Source organism: Sphingomonas sp., assembly GCF_025353885.1.
Taxonomy (GTDB): Bacteria; Pseudomonadota; Alphaproteobacteria; order Sphingomonadales; family Sphingomonadaceae; genus Sphingomonas_O.
Map to the genome: position 1 here is coordinate 45,032 of NZ_JANXNX010000011.1, position 14,961 is coordinate 59,992.

A 14,961-nucleotide genomic window follows, 5' to 3' on the forward strand; every position below is an offset into this window, starting at 1 on the left:
ATCCTGTCCAGTGCGAAAGCTATCTTTCGCGCAGGCGCGGCATCAGTTCGACGAAGTTACAGGGCCGGTGGCGGCTATCAAGCTGCGTGCTGAGAATGCCTGTCCAGCCGTCTTCGACTGCGCCGGTGGAACCCGGCAGCGCAAAGACATAGGTGCCGCGGACTACAACCGCGCAGGCCCGCGATTGGATGGTGGACGTGCCAATCTTGGCAAATGACAACCAGCGGAAGAGTTCGCCGAAGCCCGGAATATCCTTGCCACCCAGTCGCGCCAGTGCATCAGGCGTGACATCACGCCCCGTCACCCCGGTGCCGCCGGTGGAAACGATGCAGTCGACTTCTTCCTGGTCAATCCATGCGTGCAGCCGGGCAACGATCGCATCGACGTCGTCACGCACAATCGCGCGCTCGGCAAGGACGTGGCCCGCGTCAGTCAGCAGCGTGACCAGCTTGTCGCCCGACCGGTCGTCGACTGCGCTGCGCGAATCGGAAACCGTCAGAACCGCAATCCGGACCGGCAGGAACGTCGCAGCCTCGTCGATCAATGGCCGGCCCGCTCGGCACTCGCGACCTGCACGGCGCCGGGGAATTTCGGCCACAAGCCCTGTACCAGCGCATCGCGGCTCGCGGTCTTCTTGCCCGCCTGTTGTTGATACATCCAGTAGTTGCGCATGACGGTCGTCACATACCCGCGCGTCTCCCAGTAAGAAATCGATTCGATGTAAAGCAACGGATCGCGATTGAGTGCCTCGCCGCGCGCGTTCCAGCGGTCGAGTGGACCCGGACCGCAGTTGTAGGCGGCGATCACTTTCGGCAGCAGCCCACCGGTGACGCTCATGTCCCGCAGCTTCTCGATATAGGTCTGGCCATATTCCATGTTGACCGACGGCGATGCGAGCGACCCCATGACGGTCTCGCCCTTGTTGCGTGCCATGATTTGCGCGGTGGCGGGCATGACCTGCATCAGGCCACGCGCTCCGGCAGCACTTGTCGCATTAACACGAAAGTTCGATTCCTGGAGCGCATGGGCAAAGACCAGCGATTTGTCCACGCGCCAACCGCCCTGCGGCACCCAACTGTTGGGGGCAGGATAACGGCCCTCCGCCGTGGTCCGTGCACCCGTCGGGCCATTATGAGCCAGCCACAATTGCGTCGCGGGCAGGTTCAGCTTGCCGGCAATCAGGGTCAGCGTCGCATGTTCGATAGGGACGCCAATGCGTGCCTGCCAGCGGATCAGTTCGTCGGCCCGGTCGAGCTGTCCGATTTCAGCAAGCGCCAGGGCGGCGCGGATGTTGGGATGATCGGCAACAGCGCGGATTGTCGCGCTGCCATCGTCGTCCTTGGCCCGAGCGAGTCCCATCGCCGCCTGTGCCAGCAGGCCATAGAATGTCTCATCGAGCCGCGCCGCTGCCCGAAGGTGCGGCTGCACACGGTCAGGCTGATGCGCGGCCATGTCGGCCCGCGCCGCCCAATAATGACCCGCCGCCACCATCTCTGGATCGGACGACATCCGCGTTTGAGCGGAGAACGCGTCCGAAGCGCCGGTAAAATCCTTTTGCCGCCAAGCTGCGAGCCCCGCGACCCACTGCCCTTGCGCCGCCCAGTCTCCCGTTCCGGCACTGGCGCGCGTTGCCAGGGCGCGAGCGTTCTTGTCGTCACCGGTTAGGAAATACGACCACGCCACGCGTTGCCGCCATTCGGTGACGGCGGCAGGGGACAGCTTGTCCTCGTTCATCACCAGCAGCGCCTCGGCCTCGATGGGCCGATCTTCCTTGATCAGCGGCAGAATCTGCGCGGCGAGCCAAGCCGCTTGCGGGTCACCGGTTGTTGCCGACACGCGCGAACGGCGGGGCGCGGTGCCCAGCCAGTAGAGTTGCCGCACCTCGGGAAGCGCGGGCACGGCGTCCGCGCCACGCGACGACGCCAGACGCACCAGCGCCACCGACTGCGGAAGCTCGGGTGCCTGGGTTGCCAGTGCGGATAAGGCGGGACCTTCGATCCTTGGCGAACCCTTGCCCAGATAGATCAACGCGCGTGCGACCGGGTGAAGCGGCCCTGCCGGCATTGCATCCAGTTTCAAGCCTGCGTCCGACCAGGCCTGCGCATCGATTGCAGCGAATATTTCCTGATATTGCGCGCGGGCATTTGGTCCAAGCTGGACCGGCAGCACGACGTTGGCAGTTGATGCGGTAGATGCCTGTGCGACGCCTGAAATACCGCTCGCTGCCAGAAGAACTGTCGCCAGAGCCAGACCAAATTTCACAAAACGTCCTTTTCAACCAATAGCTTCATACTGTCCCACGCCCGCTTCTTTTTCTCGCGGGTATCGAGGATGCGCGGATGGGCCGTTGCAATGACGTCGACCATGACACCATCAAGGTTAACAGTCTGTAAACTTCCGCTTGCCTGCACGTCGGTCATCCCGAGGATTGCACAACTCGCCGCCGATCCAACCACCCAAAGCTGTTGGGGTGCCACGAACCTGACATGGTCGCGCGCCAGTTCGGACAAGGACTTGACCGCCGCATCGCTCAGCCGACCGCTTGGCGGACGGCCCGGCGAGACACTCGCGAGATAGATTGTATCGCGGTCACGACCGAGTGAACCCAGCATCTTTTCGAATAGCGGCGACAGCGCTCCGGCGAAATACAAGCCCGATTCGACATCGGCGATTTCGGGAACCCCGGTTAGCACCATCAGCCCACTTGACGCATTTCCAGCCGGTCGAACCCGCCGCGCGACCGGACCAATTTCGGGAACATTGTTGCTCGTCATCAGCCAGTCGACCAGTGTTTCGAGAGATTTTGGTTTTTCAACCCGGGTGGTGACGACCACCGGCGGGCGGTCAGGTGCCGCTACGGCGGCAGCGAGCCAATTGCGTGGTTTTTCGTCGATCATGACGTCAACACCGGCATCGCGCCACCACCGCATCGCACTCGACACGTGATCGCCAGTCGTAGTTTCGGTTGTGAGCCCCATCTGCCAAGATCAAGCGGGATGTTGACCTCGCGGTCAATCTTTGTGACCGAAGATGCAGACAGTCCGTTTTCCGCGCGCGCCGAAGTGCCGGATGAGATAAGGAAGTGTGATGAGCGAGCAGGAAACCGAGAACGCAGTCGATCGTGAATCGATGCCCTATGACGTCGTCATCGTCGGCGGTGGCCCGGCGGGCCTGGCCGCTGCAATCCGGCTCAAACAATTGGACAGCGACCTGGCTGTCTGCATTCTGGAAAAGGGATCGGAGGTCGGCGCGCACATCCTGTCAGGCGCGGTCGTCGATCCCCGCGCGCTCGACGAACTGCTCCCCGACTGGCGGACAATGGGGTGCTCGCTGGCCGACGTCCCGGTTACGGACAACTGGCACTGGGTGCTGACGGCCCGCAAGAAATATGCCCTGCCGCATCTGATGATGCCACCGTTCATGAACAACAAGGGCACCTATACCGGCAGTCTCGGCAATTTGTGTCGCTGGCTGGCTGAACAGGCTGAGGGACTGGGGGTCGAAATTTTCCCGGGCTTCCCTGCTGCGGAAGTCCTCTACAGCGATGACGGCTCGATCAAAGGCGTCGCGACCGGAGAGATGGGTGTCGCTCGCGACGGGTCGCACAAATCCGACTACCAGCCCGGGCTCGAGCTCCACGCGAAATACACTTTCTTTGCAGAGGGCGCGCGAGGACATTTGACGCGCCAGCTGAAGGCAAAGTTTGATCTTGAAGCCAATTGTGAGCCACAAGTCTATGGTATCGGTTTGAAAGAGCTGTGGGACATCGACCCCGCTCTGCACGTTCCCGGGCGCGTCGTGCACACCCAGGGCTGGCCGCTTGACGATGCGTGGGGCGGCGGGTTCCTGTATCACCAAGCTAACCACCAGGTCGCACTGGGCTTCGTCGTCGCGCTCGATTATTCCAACCCGCATCTGTCTCCATTCGAGGAGTTTCAGCGCTGGAAACATCATCCGGAGATTGCTGCTATCCTTAAAGGAGGCCGCCGTGTCTCCTATGGTGCGCGTGCCATCAACGAGGGTGGCTGGCAGTCGGTCCCGAAACTGGCCTTCCCGGGCGGTGCGCTGATCGGCTGCTCGGCAGGGTTCGTGAACGTGCCGCGGATCAAGGGCAGCCATACGGCGATGAAGTCGGCGATGCTGGCCGCCGAAAGCGCCGCCGCTGCAATCAAGGCCGGCCGCACTTCCGACGAATTGAGCGACTACGAACCCGCCGTCCGCAACAGTTGGATCGCGAGCGAATTGAAAAAGGTCATCAACACCGAGCCACTCGTCGCCAAATTCGGCGGAACCATCGGGACGGTTCTGGCCGGCATGGACATGTGGATGCGCACGCTGAAGATTGGTCTGCCCTTCACGATGAAGCATCACCGGGACAACGACAGCCTGTGGCGCAAGGATCTGGTCAAGCCGATTAAATATCCAAAGCCCGACGGCGTGCTGAGCTTCGACAAACTGTCATCCGTCTTTATTTCGAACACCAATCACGAGGAAGATCAGCCGGTCCATCTAACACTGAAGGATCCCGACGTCCCGATCACCGTCAACCTGGCGCTGTATGACAGTCCGGAACAGCGCTATTGTCCCGCCGGCGTCTATGAGATCGTCGGGCAGGACGTCGGCGATCCGAGGCTTCAAATCAACGCGCAGAACTGCGTCCATTGCAAAACGTGCGACATCAAGGACCCGATGCAGAACATCGTCTGGGTGACGCCGGAGGGCGGCGGTGGCCCGAACTACCCGAATATGTAGCCTGGCCCTGTTGCTGGCCGGTTTCGGTCCGGTCGAGGCGTTGGCCGGTCGGGGCAACCCTTCCGCGCTCGGCCTATACGCCCGGGCCCGGGTTGCTGGCGGCAGCGAAACCGTGCACCTCTACAACGACGCGCTGACAGCGGCGCCCGATCAAAAGACCGTCGCGCTCCACGCCTATCGACAGGCGATCATTAGCGGCGACTACCGACTGGCCCTGCGCGCGGCCCAATCGCTCGAGCGGTTGGACTTCGTGCCCGCCGATGGCCGCCTGGTGCTCTATATTGCGGCGTTGCGCGATCGTGACTGGCAGGCCGCCCGCGCGCGCCTGGACATGATTTCGCGGTCGACCGAGTTTGCCTTCATGGTGCCGATCCTCGCCGATTGGCTGACGCTGGCCGGGGTTGCCGCCGACCCGATTGCTGCCGCCCCGGGCGCCGCCAACCGTGCGCTGACCGCCAACGATGCCTATGTCCAGGAAAACCATGCGCTGCTGATGCTTGCTCGCGGTGACGTGGATGGCGGCAGCACCCTCGTCCAGACATTGTGGCGGCATGACCCGTATCGATCTCAATCGCTGCGGCTGACGGCGGCGGCCACTTTGGCAAAGCGTCGCCAGCGTGATGCTGCAAACCGCCTGCTCATTGCCGATGACCGATCGACGGTTATCGCGCGGGGACTGATCGCCCAGAAACACAAGCTCGACATCGCCACCGAAATCCCGGCCAGCGGCACCGCGTTCCTGTTGTCGCGTATGGCGGGAGATCTGATCACGCAGGGGTCGGGCAGGGCCGCTGTGACGCTGGCTCGCCTCGCAGAATTTGCGGACCCGCAGAACCCACGCATCGCTCTCATCGCGGCGGGCGCACTTGCCCTTGGAAAGGACAAGAGAGCCGCACTTGCGCTGGCCGACCGGGTCGCGGGAGATCCGGTTTACGGGAACGACGCCACTTCGCTCCGCATCGATCTTCTGGAAGCGATGGGAGAGGTCGACCAGGCCGTTGCCGAGGCGCGGGAGCGGGCGAGGGGGTCGATCAACGACCTCGCCCGCGTCGGCGACATCGAAGCGCGGCGAGGAAACTTCAAACAGGCTGCCAACATATTTCAGCAAGTCCTGGCTGCGAGCAAGGAACCGAAAGCCCGCGGCACGTTGATGTTCGCGATCGGCAATGCGCTCGACCGAGCGGGAGACTGGACGGCGGCGCGGCCTTATCTGGAACAGGCGCTCACCCTAATGCCCGGCGAGCCCGCGCTCCTGAACGAGCTCGGCTACGGGCTTGTCGTCCACGGTGAGGACGCCGAGCGCGCCTTGGGATTTCTGTCGGCAGCAGCACAGATCAAGCCGGACAGCGCGGCGATAATGGATTCGCTTGGCTGGGCCAATTATCGGCTCGGCTACAACGACCTGGCGATCGTCGGGCTGGAACGCGCGGTCACACTGGACAATGCGGAGCCAGAGATCGGCGAGCATCTGGGCGATGCCTATTGGCACGACGGTCGCCGCATCGACGCCCGTTATTCATGGGCGGCGGCACGGCTCCAGGCCGACGGCGACATGGCCGCGCGCCTTGACCAGAAAATTGCGCGGGGGTTACCCTGATAATCAGCGATACTGCCTATGCGAAGGTCAATCTTGCGCTCCACGTGCGGCGGCGGCGGGATGATGGCTATCACGATCTTGAGACCGTCTTTGCATTCTGCGCGCATGGCGACCGTGTCGAAGTGACGACGGCGAACGCGATGTCGCTGACGATCGACGGTCCCTTTGCAGCGGGACTGGAGGTCGAGGGCAATCTGGTCCTGCGCGCGGCAGACCTGATGGGCCAGGGTCGCGGGGCGGCGATCAGACTGACCAAGAACCTGCCGATTGCCAGTGGCATTGGCGGCGGTTCGGCCGATGCGGCGGCGGCGTTGCGCCTGTTGTCGCAACTTTGGGACATCCCGCTGCCTCCTCTCCCGGATCAGCGTGCCCTTGGTGCCGACGTCCCGGCGTGTGTCGTCTCCCAGACCATGCGGGCAGAGGGGGTGGGAGACACCTTCACCGCAGTCGTGCAGGTTGCCGGGACACCCATCCTGCTCGTCAATCCCCGGATCCCGCTTTCGACCGCGCAGGTGTTCGCCGGGTGGGACGGCCAGGACCGGGGCGCGCTGGCCGAATGGCAGGCTGGACGGAACGATCTGGAGTCAACGGCGCGCGCACTCATTCCGGAAATAGCCACCATCATCGACTGGCTTGCGGGGCAGCCTGGCGCAACGATGGCGCGCATGTCGGGATCGGGCGCGACCTGTTTTGCGCTGTTCGATTCGATCGCCGCGCGCGATGCCGCCCATGCCGCAGTGTTGCCGCGATATTGGGCGATGGCCAGTACGCTGCGATAACGATTTTCTGCCTCGGCTTGATTCCCGGGGCCGCGACCGGCAAGGCGTCCGGCACCATGACCCATATCTTCGACAAATCCCGCCTCCCCAGCCGCCACGTGTCGGTTGGTCCCGAACGCGCGCCGCACCGGTCGTATTATTACGCGATGGGCCTCGACGAGGAAGCCATATCCCGTCCGTTCGTTGGCATCGCCAGCGCCGGAAACGACAGCGCACCGTGCAACACGACCCTGAACGCGCAGGCCGACATCTGCCGTGGCGGCGTCGAAGCCGGTGGCGGTATGCCCCGGCGGTTCAACACGATAACGGTGACCGACGGCATCGCCATGGGCCATCAGGGCATGAAATCTTCGCTGGTCAGCCGAGAGGTCATTGCCGACTCGGTCGAACTGTCGGTGCGCGGGCATTGTTATGACGCGCTGGTGACCTTTGCCGGGTGCGACAAGTCGCTGCCCGGCATGATGATGGCAATGCTTCGCCTGAACGTGCCGAGCATCTTCGTCTATGGCGGGTCGATCCTGCCGGGCCGCTACCATGACCGTGACGTCACCGTGGTCGACGTCTTCGAAGCGGTCGGCAAATATGCCGCCGGATCATGCCCGCTCGCCGACCTGACCGAGCTAGAAAAGGTCGCGTGTCCCGGACACGGCGCCTGCGGAGGTCAGTTTACCGCGAACACGATGGCCTGCGTCGCCGAGGCCATCGGCCTGTCGCTTCCCAACAGCAACATGGTGCCCGCGCCCTTTACGACCCGCGACCAGATCGCCCATGCGGCGGGCGAACAGGTCATGGAATTGCTCGCGCGCAATATCCGCCCGCGCGACATCTGTACGCGTGAGGCTTTCATAAACGCCGCGCGCGTGGTCGCCGCGACCGGCGGGTCGACGAACGGAGCGCTTCACCTGCCCGCAATGGCGCATGAGGCGGGAATCGAGTTCGACCTGTTCGATGTCGCCGAAGTGTTCAAGACGACCCCCTATATCGCCGACCTGAAGCCCGGTGGACGTTATGTTGCAAAGGACATGAACGAGGCGGGCGGCATCTACATGGCGATGAAGACGCTACTGGCGGGCGGATTTCTCGACGGCAACTGCATGACCGTGACCGGACACACGCTGGGCGAGAATATCGACAATGTGACGTGGAACCCCGACCAGAAGGTCATTTATGACGTCAGAACGCCACTCAGTCCGACCGGCGGTGTGGTTGGCCTGCGCGGATCGCTCGCGCCCGATGGCGCCATCGTGAAGGTCGCGGGGATGCACCGCCTGCAATTCACCGGTCCGGCGCGCGTCTTCGATTGCGAGGAAGACTGTTTCGCCGCCGTCGAGGCCCGCCTGATCAGGGAAGGCGAAGTCATCGTTATCCGCTACGAAGGACCAAAGGGCGGACCGGGGATGCGCGAAATGCTGTCCACCACGGCAGCGCTTTATGGTCTCGGCATGGGTGAATCGGTGGCGCTGATTACCGATGGTCGTTTTTCGGGCGGCACGCGCGGTTTTTGTATCGGCCATGTCGGTCCCGAAGCGGCAGACGGTGGCCCGATCGCACTGGTAGAGGACGGCGACATGATCGCCATCGATGCCGAGTTGGGCACGATCGACCTGCTGGTGGACAAGGCCGTGCTCGCCACGCGCAAGGATGCCTGGCGACCCCGGGTCAACGACTATCAATCGGGTGCGCTCTGGCGTTATGCGCAAAACGTTGGTCCGGCCTGGCAGGGTGCCGTCACCCACCCAGGCGCAAAATCCGAACGTCATGTCTATGCGGATATCTAGGGCCGCACTGCTCGTCCTGATGCTGGGCGGTTGCCATCGCACCGCGACCATCGATGTGCCCGAGGCTGACCGGATTGAATGCGCGATTGGCGGTGCTCCCGAATTCGCCCGCGACTGCGCCGTAGAGCACAGCGCCGACGCAACGCGCCTGATGTTGCGCCACCCTAATGGCGGGTTCCGCCGTCTCGACGTTGCCAGCGACGGCACGCTCAGCGCCGCTGACGGGGCCGATGTGGCCAGTGGCCATCCGCTCGCCGACGGTCGCCTCGAAGTCTCGATAGGCAACGACCGCTATCGTCTCCCGGCGCGCAAGTAACGTGCGACCGCTGTCCGGCCCGGTCCTGACCGCCGCCGAAATGCGCGCCGCCGAGAGCGCATCCGGGGTGCCCCTGCAGACGCTGATGAACAATGCCGGCTATGCGCTGGCGGAGGCGATCTGGCGGTTTTCGGGTGGCCAGAGCGTGCTGATCCTGTGCGGTCCGGGCAACAACGGAGGAGACGGCTATGTCGCGGCCCGCTTGTTGTCGGCCTGGGGGTTGGAAGTCGCTATTGCGGCCATCTGCCCTCCGCGCACCGAGCTGGCGATCGCGGCTCGCTCGATGTGGGATGGGCCGGTCGGCGCGCTCGATCATGCGCTGCCCGCACCGGTGCTGGTCGACGCATTGTTCGGCACCGGCCTGACCCGGGCCCTGTCGCCCGAAGTCGCCGGATCGCTCCATCGACTGGCAAAATATGCCGGCTTCGTCATTGCCGTCGACCTGCCAAGTGGCGTCGGCACCGACGATGGCGGCGACTTCGGCGCGACCCGGGCCGATCTTACGTTGGCACTCGGGGCTGCCAAGCCTGCCCATCTGCTGCAAACGGGCGCATCTTTCTGCGGTCAGGTCCGCATTGCCGACATCGGAATCCCCTGTGTCAGCAAGGTCGATATCCTTGCTCGCCCCGACTTGCCCCCGCCCGGAGCGACCGATCATAAATATACGCGCGGCATGGTCGTCGTCGTCGGCGGGGCCATGCCAGGAGCCGCCGCCCTATCCGCGACAGCCGCCGCCCGCAGCGGGGCCGGTTACGTGGTCGGCATCGGCATTGGAGGTCAACTGCCCCACGCGATTGTTCGCCGCGGTCTCGATCAGCTCAGTGTCGCGCTGGAGGACAAACGGCTCGGCGCAATCGTAATCGGACCGGGCCTCGGCAACGACGCCAGCGGTGTCCTCGACCGTGCGCTGTCGTGCCCACATCCGCTGGTCCTCGACGGCGATGCGCTCGGCCCGGACCTGCCGCAGCGCGCCGCCCCCACCATCATGACCCCCCATGCCGGAGAATTTTTCCGTACGTTCGGCGTCATTGATGGCAGCAAGATCGCCCAGGCCCGCGCCGCCGCCAACCGGTCCGGCGCAACCATTGTGTTCAAGGGGGCCGACACCGTCATCGCCTCACCGGGCGGGCAGGCGACGCTTTGCCCCCCGGCCAGTGCCTGGCTGTCCACCGCTGGCACTGGCGACGTGCTTGCCGGGATCGCCGGTGCCATGCTCGCCCGCGGCCTTGCCCCGCACCAGGCCGCCTGCGCCGCCGTCTGGCTGCATGGCGAGGCTGCGCGCCGCGCCGGTCCCGCGTTGATCGCCGACGACTTGCTCGCGCAACTGCCCGCCTGCCTGTGAGCATCATCGTCCGGATCGCAGCACGGGGGGAGGGCGTTACCGCCGACGGCCAGCATGCGCCGTTCGCCGTCCCCGGCGATGTCGTCGGGGCGGGCGGGACCATCGTCGCAGGGCCGCATCATCAGGCCCCGCCGTGTCGGCACTTTCCACACTGCGGCGGCTGCCAGTTGCAACACGCCGACGATGCAACCTATGCCGACTATCTGCGCGACCGAATCACGCATGCGCTTCAGACGCAGGGACTGGCGATTCCTGAGATGCGCGCCGTTCATCTCTCCCCACCGCGCGCGCGCCGCCGTGCGACCTTCCAAGCCGAACGGCGTGGGCGCAGCGTCATCATCGGCTTCAACGAAGCCTCCAGCCACCGCATCGTCGACCTGCGCGAATGCCATGTCGTGCTGCCCGAATTGTTCGCGCTCGTCGCCCCGCTTCGCACGCTGCTCGGCAAAATCATGGCCGACAAGGCCCGCGCCAAAGTGTCGATGACGCGCGCCGACCAGGGCGTGGATCTGTTGATCGAAGGAGTTACGGTCGAGGGCCTCGAAGCCGTCGAAGCCTTGACCGACTTTGGCCGCGCCCGGAAACTGGCCCGCCTGTCCATCGACGAGGGCTATGGCCCGTCACCGCGTTATATCCCCGGTGATGTCACAATCACGCTCGGGGGCGTTCCCGTTGGCTTGCCCGATGGCGCGTTCCTGCAGGCGACAGCCGATGGCGAGGCCGCACTCGTTGCCGCCGTTCGCGAAATCATTGGACCAGCGACCGTCACCGCCGACCTGTTTAGCGGGCTCGGCACGTTCGCACTGTCGCTGTCCGGAGCGGTCCATGCCGTGGAGGGCGCCCGCGACGCCATTCTCGCACTCGCCGCCACCCGCCGCGTGACCGTTGAACACCGCGACCTGTTCCGCCGTCCGCTCGACGTATCCGAACTGGCCCGGTTCGAGGCTGTGGTCCTGGATCCGCCGCGAGCAGGCGCGCGCGAGCAGGTCGTCAGCCTGGCGACATCGGCCGTGCCACACATCGCCTATGTCTCCTGCAACCCGTCCAGCTTCGCCCGCGACGCCGCCGTTCTGATCGCGGGGGGTTATGAGCTCGAATGGATCCTGCCTGTCGGGCAGTTTCGCTGGTCGACTCACGTCGAGCTGGCGGCGTCGTTCAGGCGGTAAAATCCCGTCTCAATCGAAAATAGCGCCCCATTTGCGCTTCACCCGGTTTTTCCACGCGCCACGGTGGTAGGCATCCGACGCTAGCAGCGGCATCACCGATCCGGCTTCGGCAAAGACCATCTGCTCGATCCCGGTGTTGACCTTGCCCCAGCTTGCGGCTTCCTGAAGCGTGGACGACGAACACGCGCCATCGCGAACGTCGGCGACGGTGATCTGGACTGCATATTTATGCACCGCGACGTCGTCATGACCCAGGATTTCGGCACAAACTACCGTATCCTGCACAAAGTTCTTGGGAACGCCGCCACCGATCATCAGCAAGCCCGTGGTCCCCGCCTTCACCTTGATGTCGGTCAGTTCGCGGAAATCGGCGATGGCATCGAGGACCATGTACGGCTTGCCCTCTTTCGCGCGGTCGACCTGATGCTTGACCAGGCCGAAGCCTGCGGAGGAATCCACGAATGCCGGGCAAAAGATCGGCACGTCATGCTCATAAGCCAGCTTGACCAGACTGTTGTCCTTCTTGCCATGCTCGCTCAGATACTTGCCCATCTCACGAATGAACGCGCGGCTCGAATAGGGCTTGGCTTCAAGCGAATTGGCGATCTCGAGGATCGTGTGATCACAATCCTGCAACTGCTCTTCGTCGATATAGGTGTCGTAGATCCGGTCGATCAGCAGCGAACGCAGCGTGTCGTCGTCTGGAACATCGAGTGCCTGGTAATGCTTGTGGCCAAGACCCTCAAAGAAATCCATGTCGACGATGGTCGCGCCCGTCGCCACGACGCCGTCGATCATGTTCGACCGCAGCAATTCGGCATACAGGTCCATGCAACCGCCCGCGCTGGTCGAACCAGCGATGACCAGGAAGATCGTGCAATCGGGATCTTCGAGCATCTGGTTATAGATGTTCGTGGCGCGCGCCAGATCGCGGCTCGTGAAGCTCATCTTGGCCATCGCATCGACGATCGGTCGCGCATCGAAGCTGGTGATGTCGATATGCTCGACCTTGGTCGACAACAGCTCGGCCTTGCGCTGGGCGTTGATTTGGGGCGTTGTCATTGAATAACTCCTGATCCCCGATCACAAGTGCGAACGAGGCTGATTTGAGATGAAACTTAACTGTGACAGGTTCGCGACGGTCGCATTGCCCCTCTCGTGCACGACACGAAAGGGGCAATTTCTATAGCTTGACGACGTTCGAAGCGATGCGCCGATGGTCCTCGACATACAGTGAGACCATCGGCTCATCGGCGACTTCGATTGTGTCCCCCGAACCGAACCCGTTGAACCCGGTCCGCATCGCGCAACCATAGGCGCCCAGCATCCCGATTTCGATATAATCGCCGGCCTTCATGTCGGCGGGCAGCATGAACGGCCCCTTCATGAAGTCGGCATCGTCGCACGTCGGGCCGTAAAAGCTGAACGCCATGTCGCGCGCATTCGAATCGGATTCCCGCAGCAGTTCGACCGGAAAACGCCACGCGATATGCGCCGCATCGAACAACGCGCCATAGGCTCCGTCGTTGATGTACAACTCGTCACCGCGCCGCTTTTCCACGCGAACGATCAGCGACGAATATTCGGCGGCCAATGCGCGGCCGGGCTCGCACCACAGTTCAGATGAGTAGCTGACGGGCAGATCCTCGAAACACTTGTGGATGACGTCGAAGAATATCTCGAGCGGTGGCGGCTCCATCCCCGGATAGGACGACGGAAAGCCGCCTCCGACATCGACGACGTCGACGGTAACGGCCGCATCCACGATGGCCGACCGAACCCGCTCCATCGCGCTCGAATAGGCGGCAGGAGACATGGCCTGGCTCCCGACGTGGAAGCAGATGCCCAGGGCATCGGCCACCTGGCGGGTCGCGATCAGCAATTCGCGCAATTCCCCCGGTTCGGCACCGAACTTCGACGCCAGGCTGAGCTTGGAATGTTCGGACGACACCCGGATGCGGACACACAGGGTCAGGTCCGTCGCGCCCTTGGTGGCGCGGACGATCTTTCCCAGCTCTTCCAGAGTATCGAGCGAGAATGTGCGAACACCGTGCGTATGATACGCTTCGGCGATAGCTTCCTCGGCCTTGACCGGGTGCATGAAGCACAATGTCGCATCTGGAACCGTGTTTGCCACCAGTCGCACTTCCGCGATGGAGGCCACGTCGAACTGCGTGATGCCGCTGTCGTACAACAGCGTCAGCAGGTCGGGCGAGGGATTCGCTTTCACGGCATACATCGTGCGCCCCGGAAACTTCTCGACAAAGAAGCGGGCGGCACGACGTGCTGCGTGTGAGCGGGTAAGCGTAACCGGCGAAACCGGCAGAAGGGTGGTCGCTAACCCCAGCGCAGTAGGATGCTTGTGCAATTCAAGGGACCTCCAAATGTCGTTAGACAATGACTAAAAAGCTGCCTTGCGGTTTGGAAGTCCCATGGGGCAGCGGGAAGGGCGATATATGGTCCAGTGAGATTGATGTAAAGTGAATGATTCAGGAAATGTTTCTGATTTAAGACAGGGCAAAACAAGCGTGGCAAAACCGATACTTACCGAAAATATCTGGAATGAACGTGCAGAATACTCCGCCGTTCCATCGCATGTCAGTGCCACATATTTATGACGGTCGGTGCCGGACCATGGTTCGTTGCCATTGCGATGGTCGCTGTCTTCGCCCTCTTATGGGGCGGAGGGCGGCTGATCCGTGGGCGCACGGACCGTGACAAGGGGTGGCTGATGATCATCGCCGCAGCGGTACTGCTGGGAAATGTTGTTGTGATGACGATTTAACCCGTGACGCCGGGGCAGTTACCAATAACCGTCACGCCGGCGCAGGCCGGGGCCTATCCGGCTGTCGGTTCAGGCGCATATCATGCTGAAAGCCGTATAGGCCCCGGCCTTCGCCGGGGTGACGACAGGTTTCGGCTTATCAACAGGTCAGATCAACGAATCGGCGAATCCGGCGACAGGCGCATATCCAGATACTTATCCACAGACCCCATCAGTTCGGGCAACTCGTTCTGGAACAGATGGTTTGCACCCTTGATCTCGTCATGGTGGATCGTGATGTGCTTCTGCGTGCGCAATTTATCCACAAGCTTCTGCACAGCGCCCGGTGTCACGACCTCATCCCCGGTCCCCTGAATGATGATTCCGGATGAAGGACAGGGCGCAAGGAACGTAAAATCATACATATTTGCCGGCGGCGCGATCGAGATGAAGCCCTTGATCTCGGG

General features: G+C 63.1%; 14 protein-coding genes. 8 read left to right on the forward strand and 6 right to left on the reverse strand.

Going from position 1 to position 14,961, the window contains the following annotated elements:
• Positions 1–19 precede the first annotated feature (19 nt).
• Genes moaB through Q0R02_RS01565 form a run of 3 tightly spaced genes read right to left on the reverse strand, consistent with a single transcriptional unit; the run spans position 20 to position 2,942 of the window.
• Positions 20–544, reverse strand: coding sequence for a molybdenum cofactor biosynthesis protein B (moaB, locus tag Q0R02_RS01555; protein WP_293880198.1), 525 nt, complete (start codon positions 542–544; stop codon positions 20–22).
• On the reverse strand, positions 541–2,262 hold the full coding sequence (locus Q0R02_RS01560; protein WP_293880200.1) for a lytic transglycosylase domain-containing protein: 1,722 nt from the start codon (positions 2,260–2,262) through the stop codon (positions 541–543). The genes moaB and Q0R02_RS01560 overlap by 4 nt, the downstream gene beginning before the upstream one ends.
• Positions 2,259–2,942 carry a uracil-DNA glycosylase family protein gene (locus Q0R02_RS01565; RefSeq protein ID WP_293880202.1) on the reverse strand — a complete coding sequence of 228 codons (684 nt, stop codon included), beginning with the start codon at positions 2,940–2,942 and terminating at the stop codon, positions 2,259–2,261. The genes Q0R02_RS01560 and Q0R02_RS01565 overlap by 4 nt, the downstream gene beginning before the upstream one ends.
• Positions 2,943–3,087: 145 nt before the next feature.
• Between Q0R02_RS01565 and Q0R02_RS01570 the strand changes: the two genes are divergently transcribed.
• The 7 genes from Q0R02_RS01570 to Q0R02_RS01600 are packed head-to-tail and all read left to right on the forward strand — an operon-like array spanning position 3,088 to position 11,730.
• Complete coding sequence (locus Q0R02_RS01570) at positions 3,088–4,752, forward strand: electron transfer flavoprotein-ubiquinone oxidoreductase (RefSeq protein WP_293880204.1); 1,665 nt, start codon at positions 3,088–3,090, stop codon at positions 4,750–4,752.
• Complete coding sequence (locus tag Q0R02_RS01575; RefSeq protein WP_293880206.1) at positions 4,727–6,349, forward strand: tetratricopeptide repeat protein; 1,623 nt, start codon at positions 4,727–4,729, stop codon at positions 6,347–6,349. The genes Q0R02_RS01570 and Q0R02_RS01575 overlap by 26 nt, the downstream gene beginning before the upstream one ends.
• A 2-nt stretch (positions 6,350–6,351) precedes the next feature.
• A complete protein-coding gene (locus Q0R02_RS01580) occupies positions 6,352–7,128 on the forward strand; it encodes a 4-(cytidine 5'-diphospho)-2-C-methyl-D-erythritol kinase (protein ID WP_367271406.1) in 777 nt (258 codons plus the stop codon).
• 56 nt (positions 7,129–7,184) lie between these two features.
• Entirely contained in the window at positions 7,185–8,906 is a 1,722-nt protein-coding gene (gene ilvD, locus Q0R02_RS01585) for a dihydroxy-acid dehydratase (protein WP_293880208.1), read from the forward strand.
• Positions 8,887–9,222, forward strand: coding sequence for a hypothetical protein (locus Q0R02_RS01590; RefSeq protein ID WP_293880210.1), 336 nt, complete (start codon positions 8,887–8,889; stop codon positions 9,220–9,222). The genes ilvD and Q0R02_RS01590 overlap by 20 nt, the downstream gene beginning before the upstream one ends.
• Position 9,223: 1 nt before the next feature.
• The gene (locus Q0R02_RS01595; protein WP_293880212.1) at positions 9,224–10,564 is read left to right on the forward strand and encodes an NAD(P)H-hydrate dehydratase; all 1,341 of its coding nucleotides are present in this window, start codon (positions 9,224–9,226) and stop codon (positions 10,562–10,564) included.
• The gene (locus Q0R02_RS01600; protein ID WP_293880214.1) at positions 10,561–11,730 is read left to right on the forward strand and encodes a class I SAM-dependent RNA methyltransferase; all 1,170 of its coding nucleotides are present in this window, start codon (positions 10,561–10,563) and stop codon (positions 11,728–11,730) included. Before Q0R02_RS01595 ends, Q0R02_RS01600 begins: the two co-directional genes overlap by 4 nt.
• A gap of 9 nt (positions 11,731–11,739) precedes the next feature.
• Here the strand turns inward: Q0R02_RS01600 and Q0R02_RS01605 are convergent, their stop codons facing one another.
• Both Q0R02_RS01605 and Q0R02_RS01610 read right to left on the reverse strand, forming a co-directional pair.
• Positions 11,740–12,792 carry a deoxyhypusine synthase gene (locus tag Q0R02_RS01605; RefSeq protein ID WP_293880216.1) on the reverse strand — a complete coding sequence of 351 codons (1,053 nt, stop codon included), beginning with the start codon at positions 12,790–12,792 and terminating at the stop codon, positions 11,740–11,742.
• Positions 12,793–12,913: 121 nt separating this feature from the next.
• Positions 12,914–14,098 (reverse strand): type III PLP-dependent enzyme, encoded by a 1,185-nt coding sequence (locus tag Q0R02_RS01610; RefSeq protein ID WP_293880218.1) that lies wholly within the window; start codon positions 14,096–14,098, stop codon positions 12,914–12,916.
• A 246-nt stretch (positions 14,099–14,344) separates the two neighbouring features.
• Between Q0R02_RS01610 and Q0R02_RS01615 the strand changes: the two genes are divergently transcribed.
• Positions 14,345–14,515, forward strand: coding sequence for a hypothetical protein (locus Q0R02_RS01615; protein WP_293880220.1), 171 nt, complete (start codon positions 14,345–14,347; stop codon positions 14,513–14,515).
• 152 nt (positions 14,516–14,667) lie between these two features.
• On the opposite strand, the gene Q0R02_RS01620 is transcribed toward Q0R02_RS01615, so the two are convergent.
• Positions 14,668–14,961 (reverse strand): alpha/beta hydrolase (locus tag Q0R02_RS01620; RefSeq protein ID WP_367271405.1); only part of this gene is annotated, 294 nt, incomplete at its 5' end.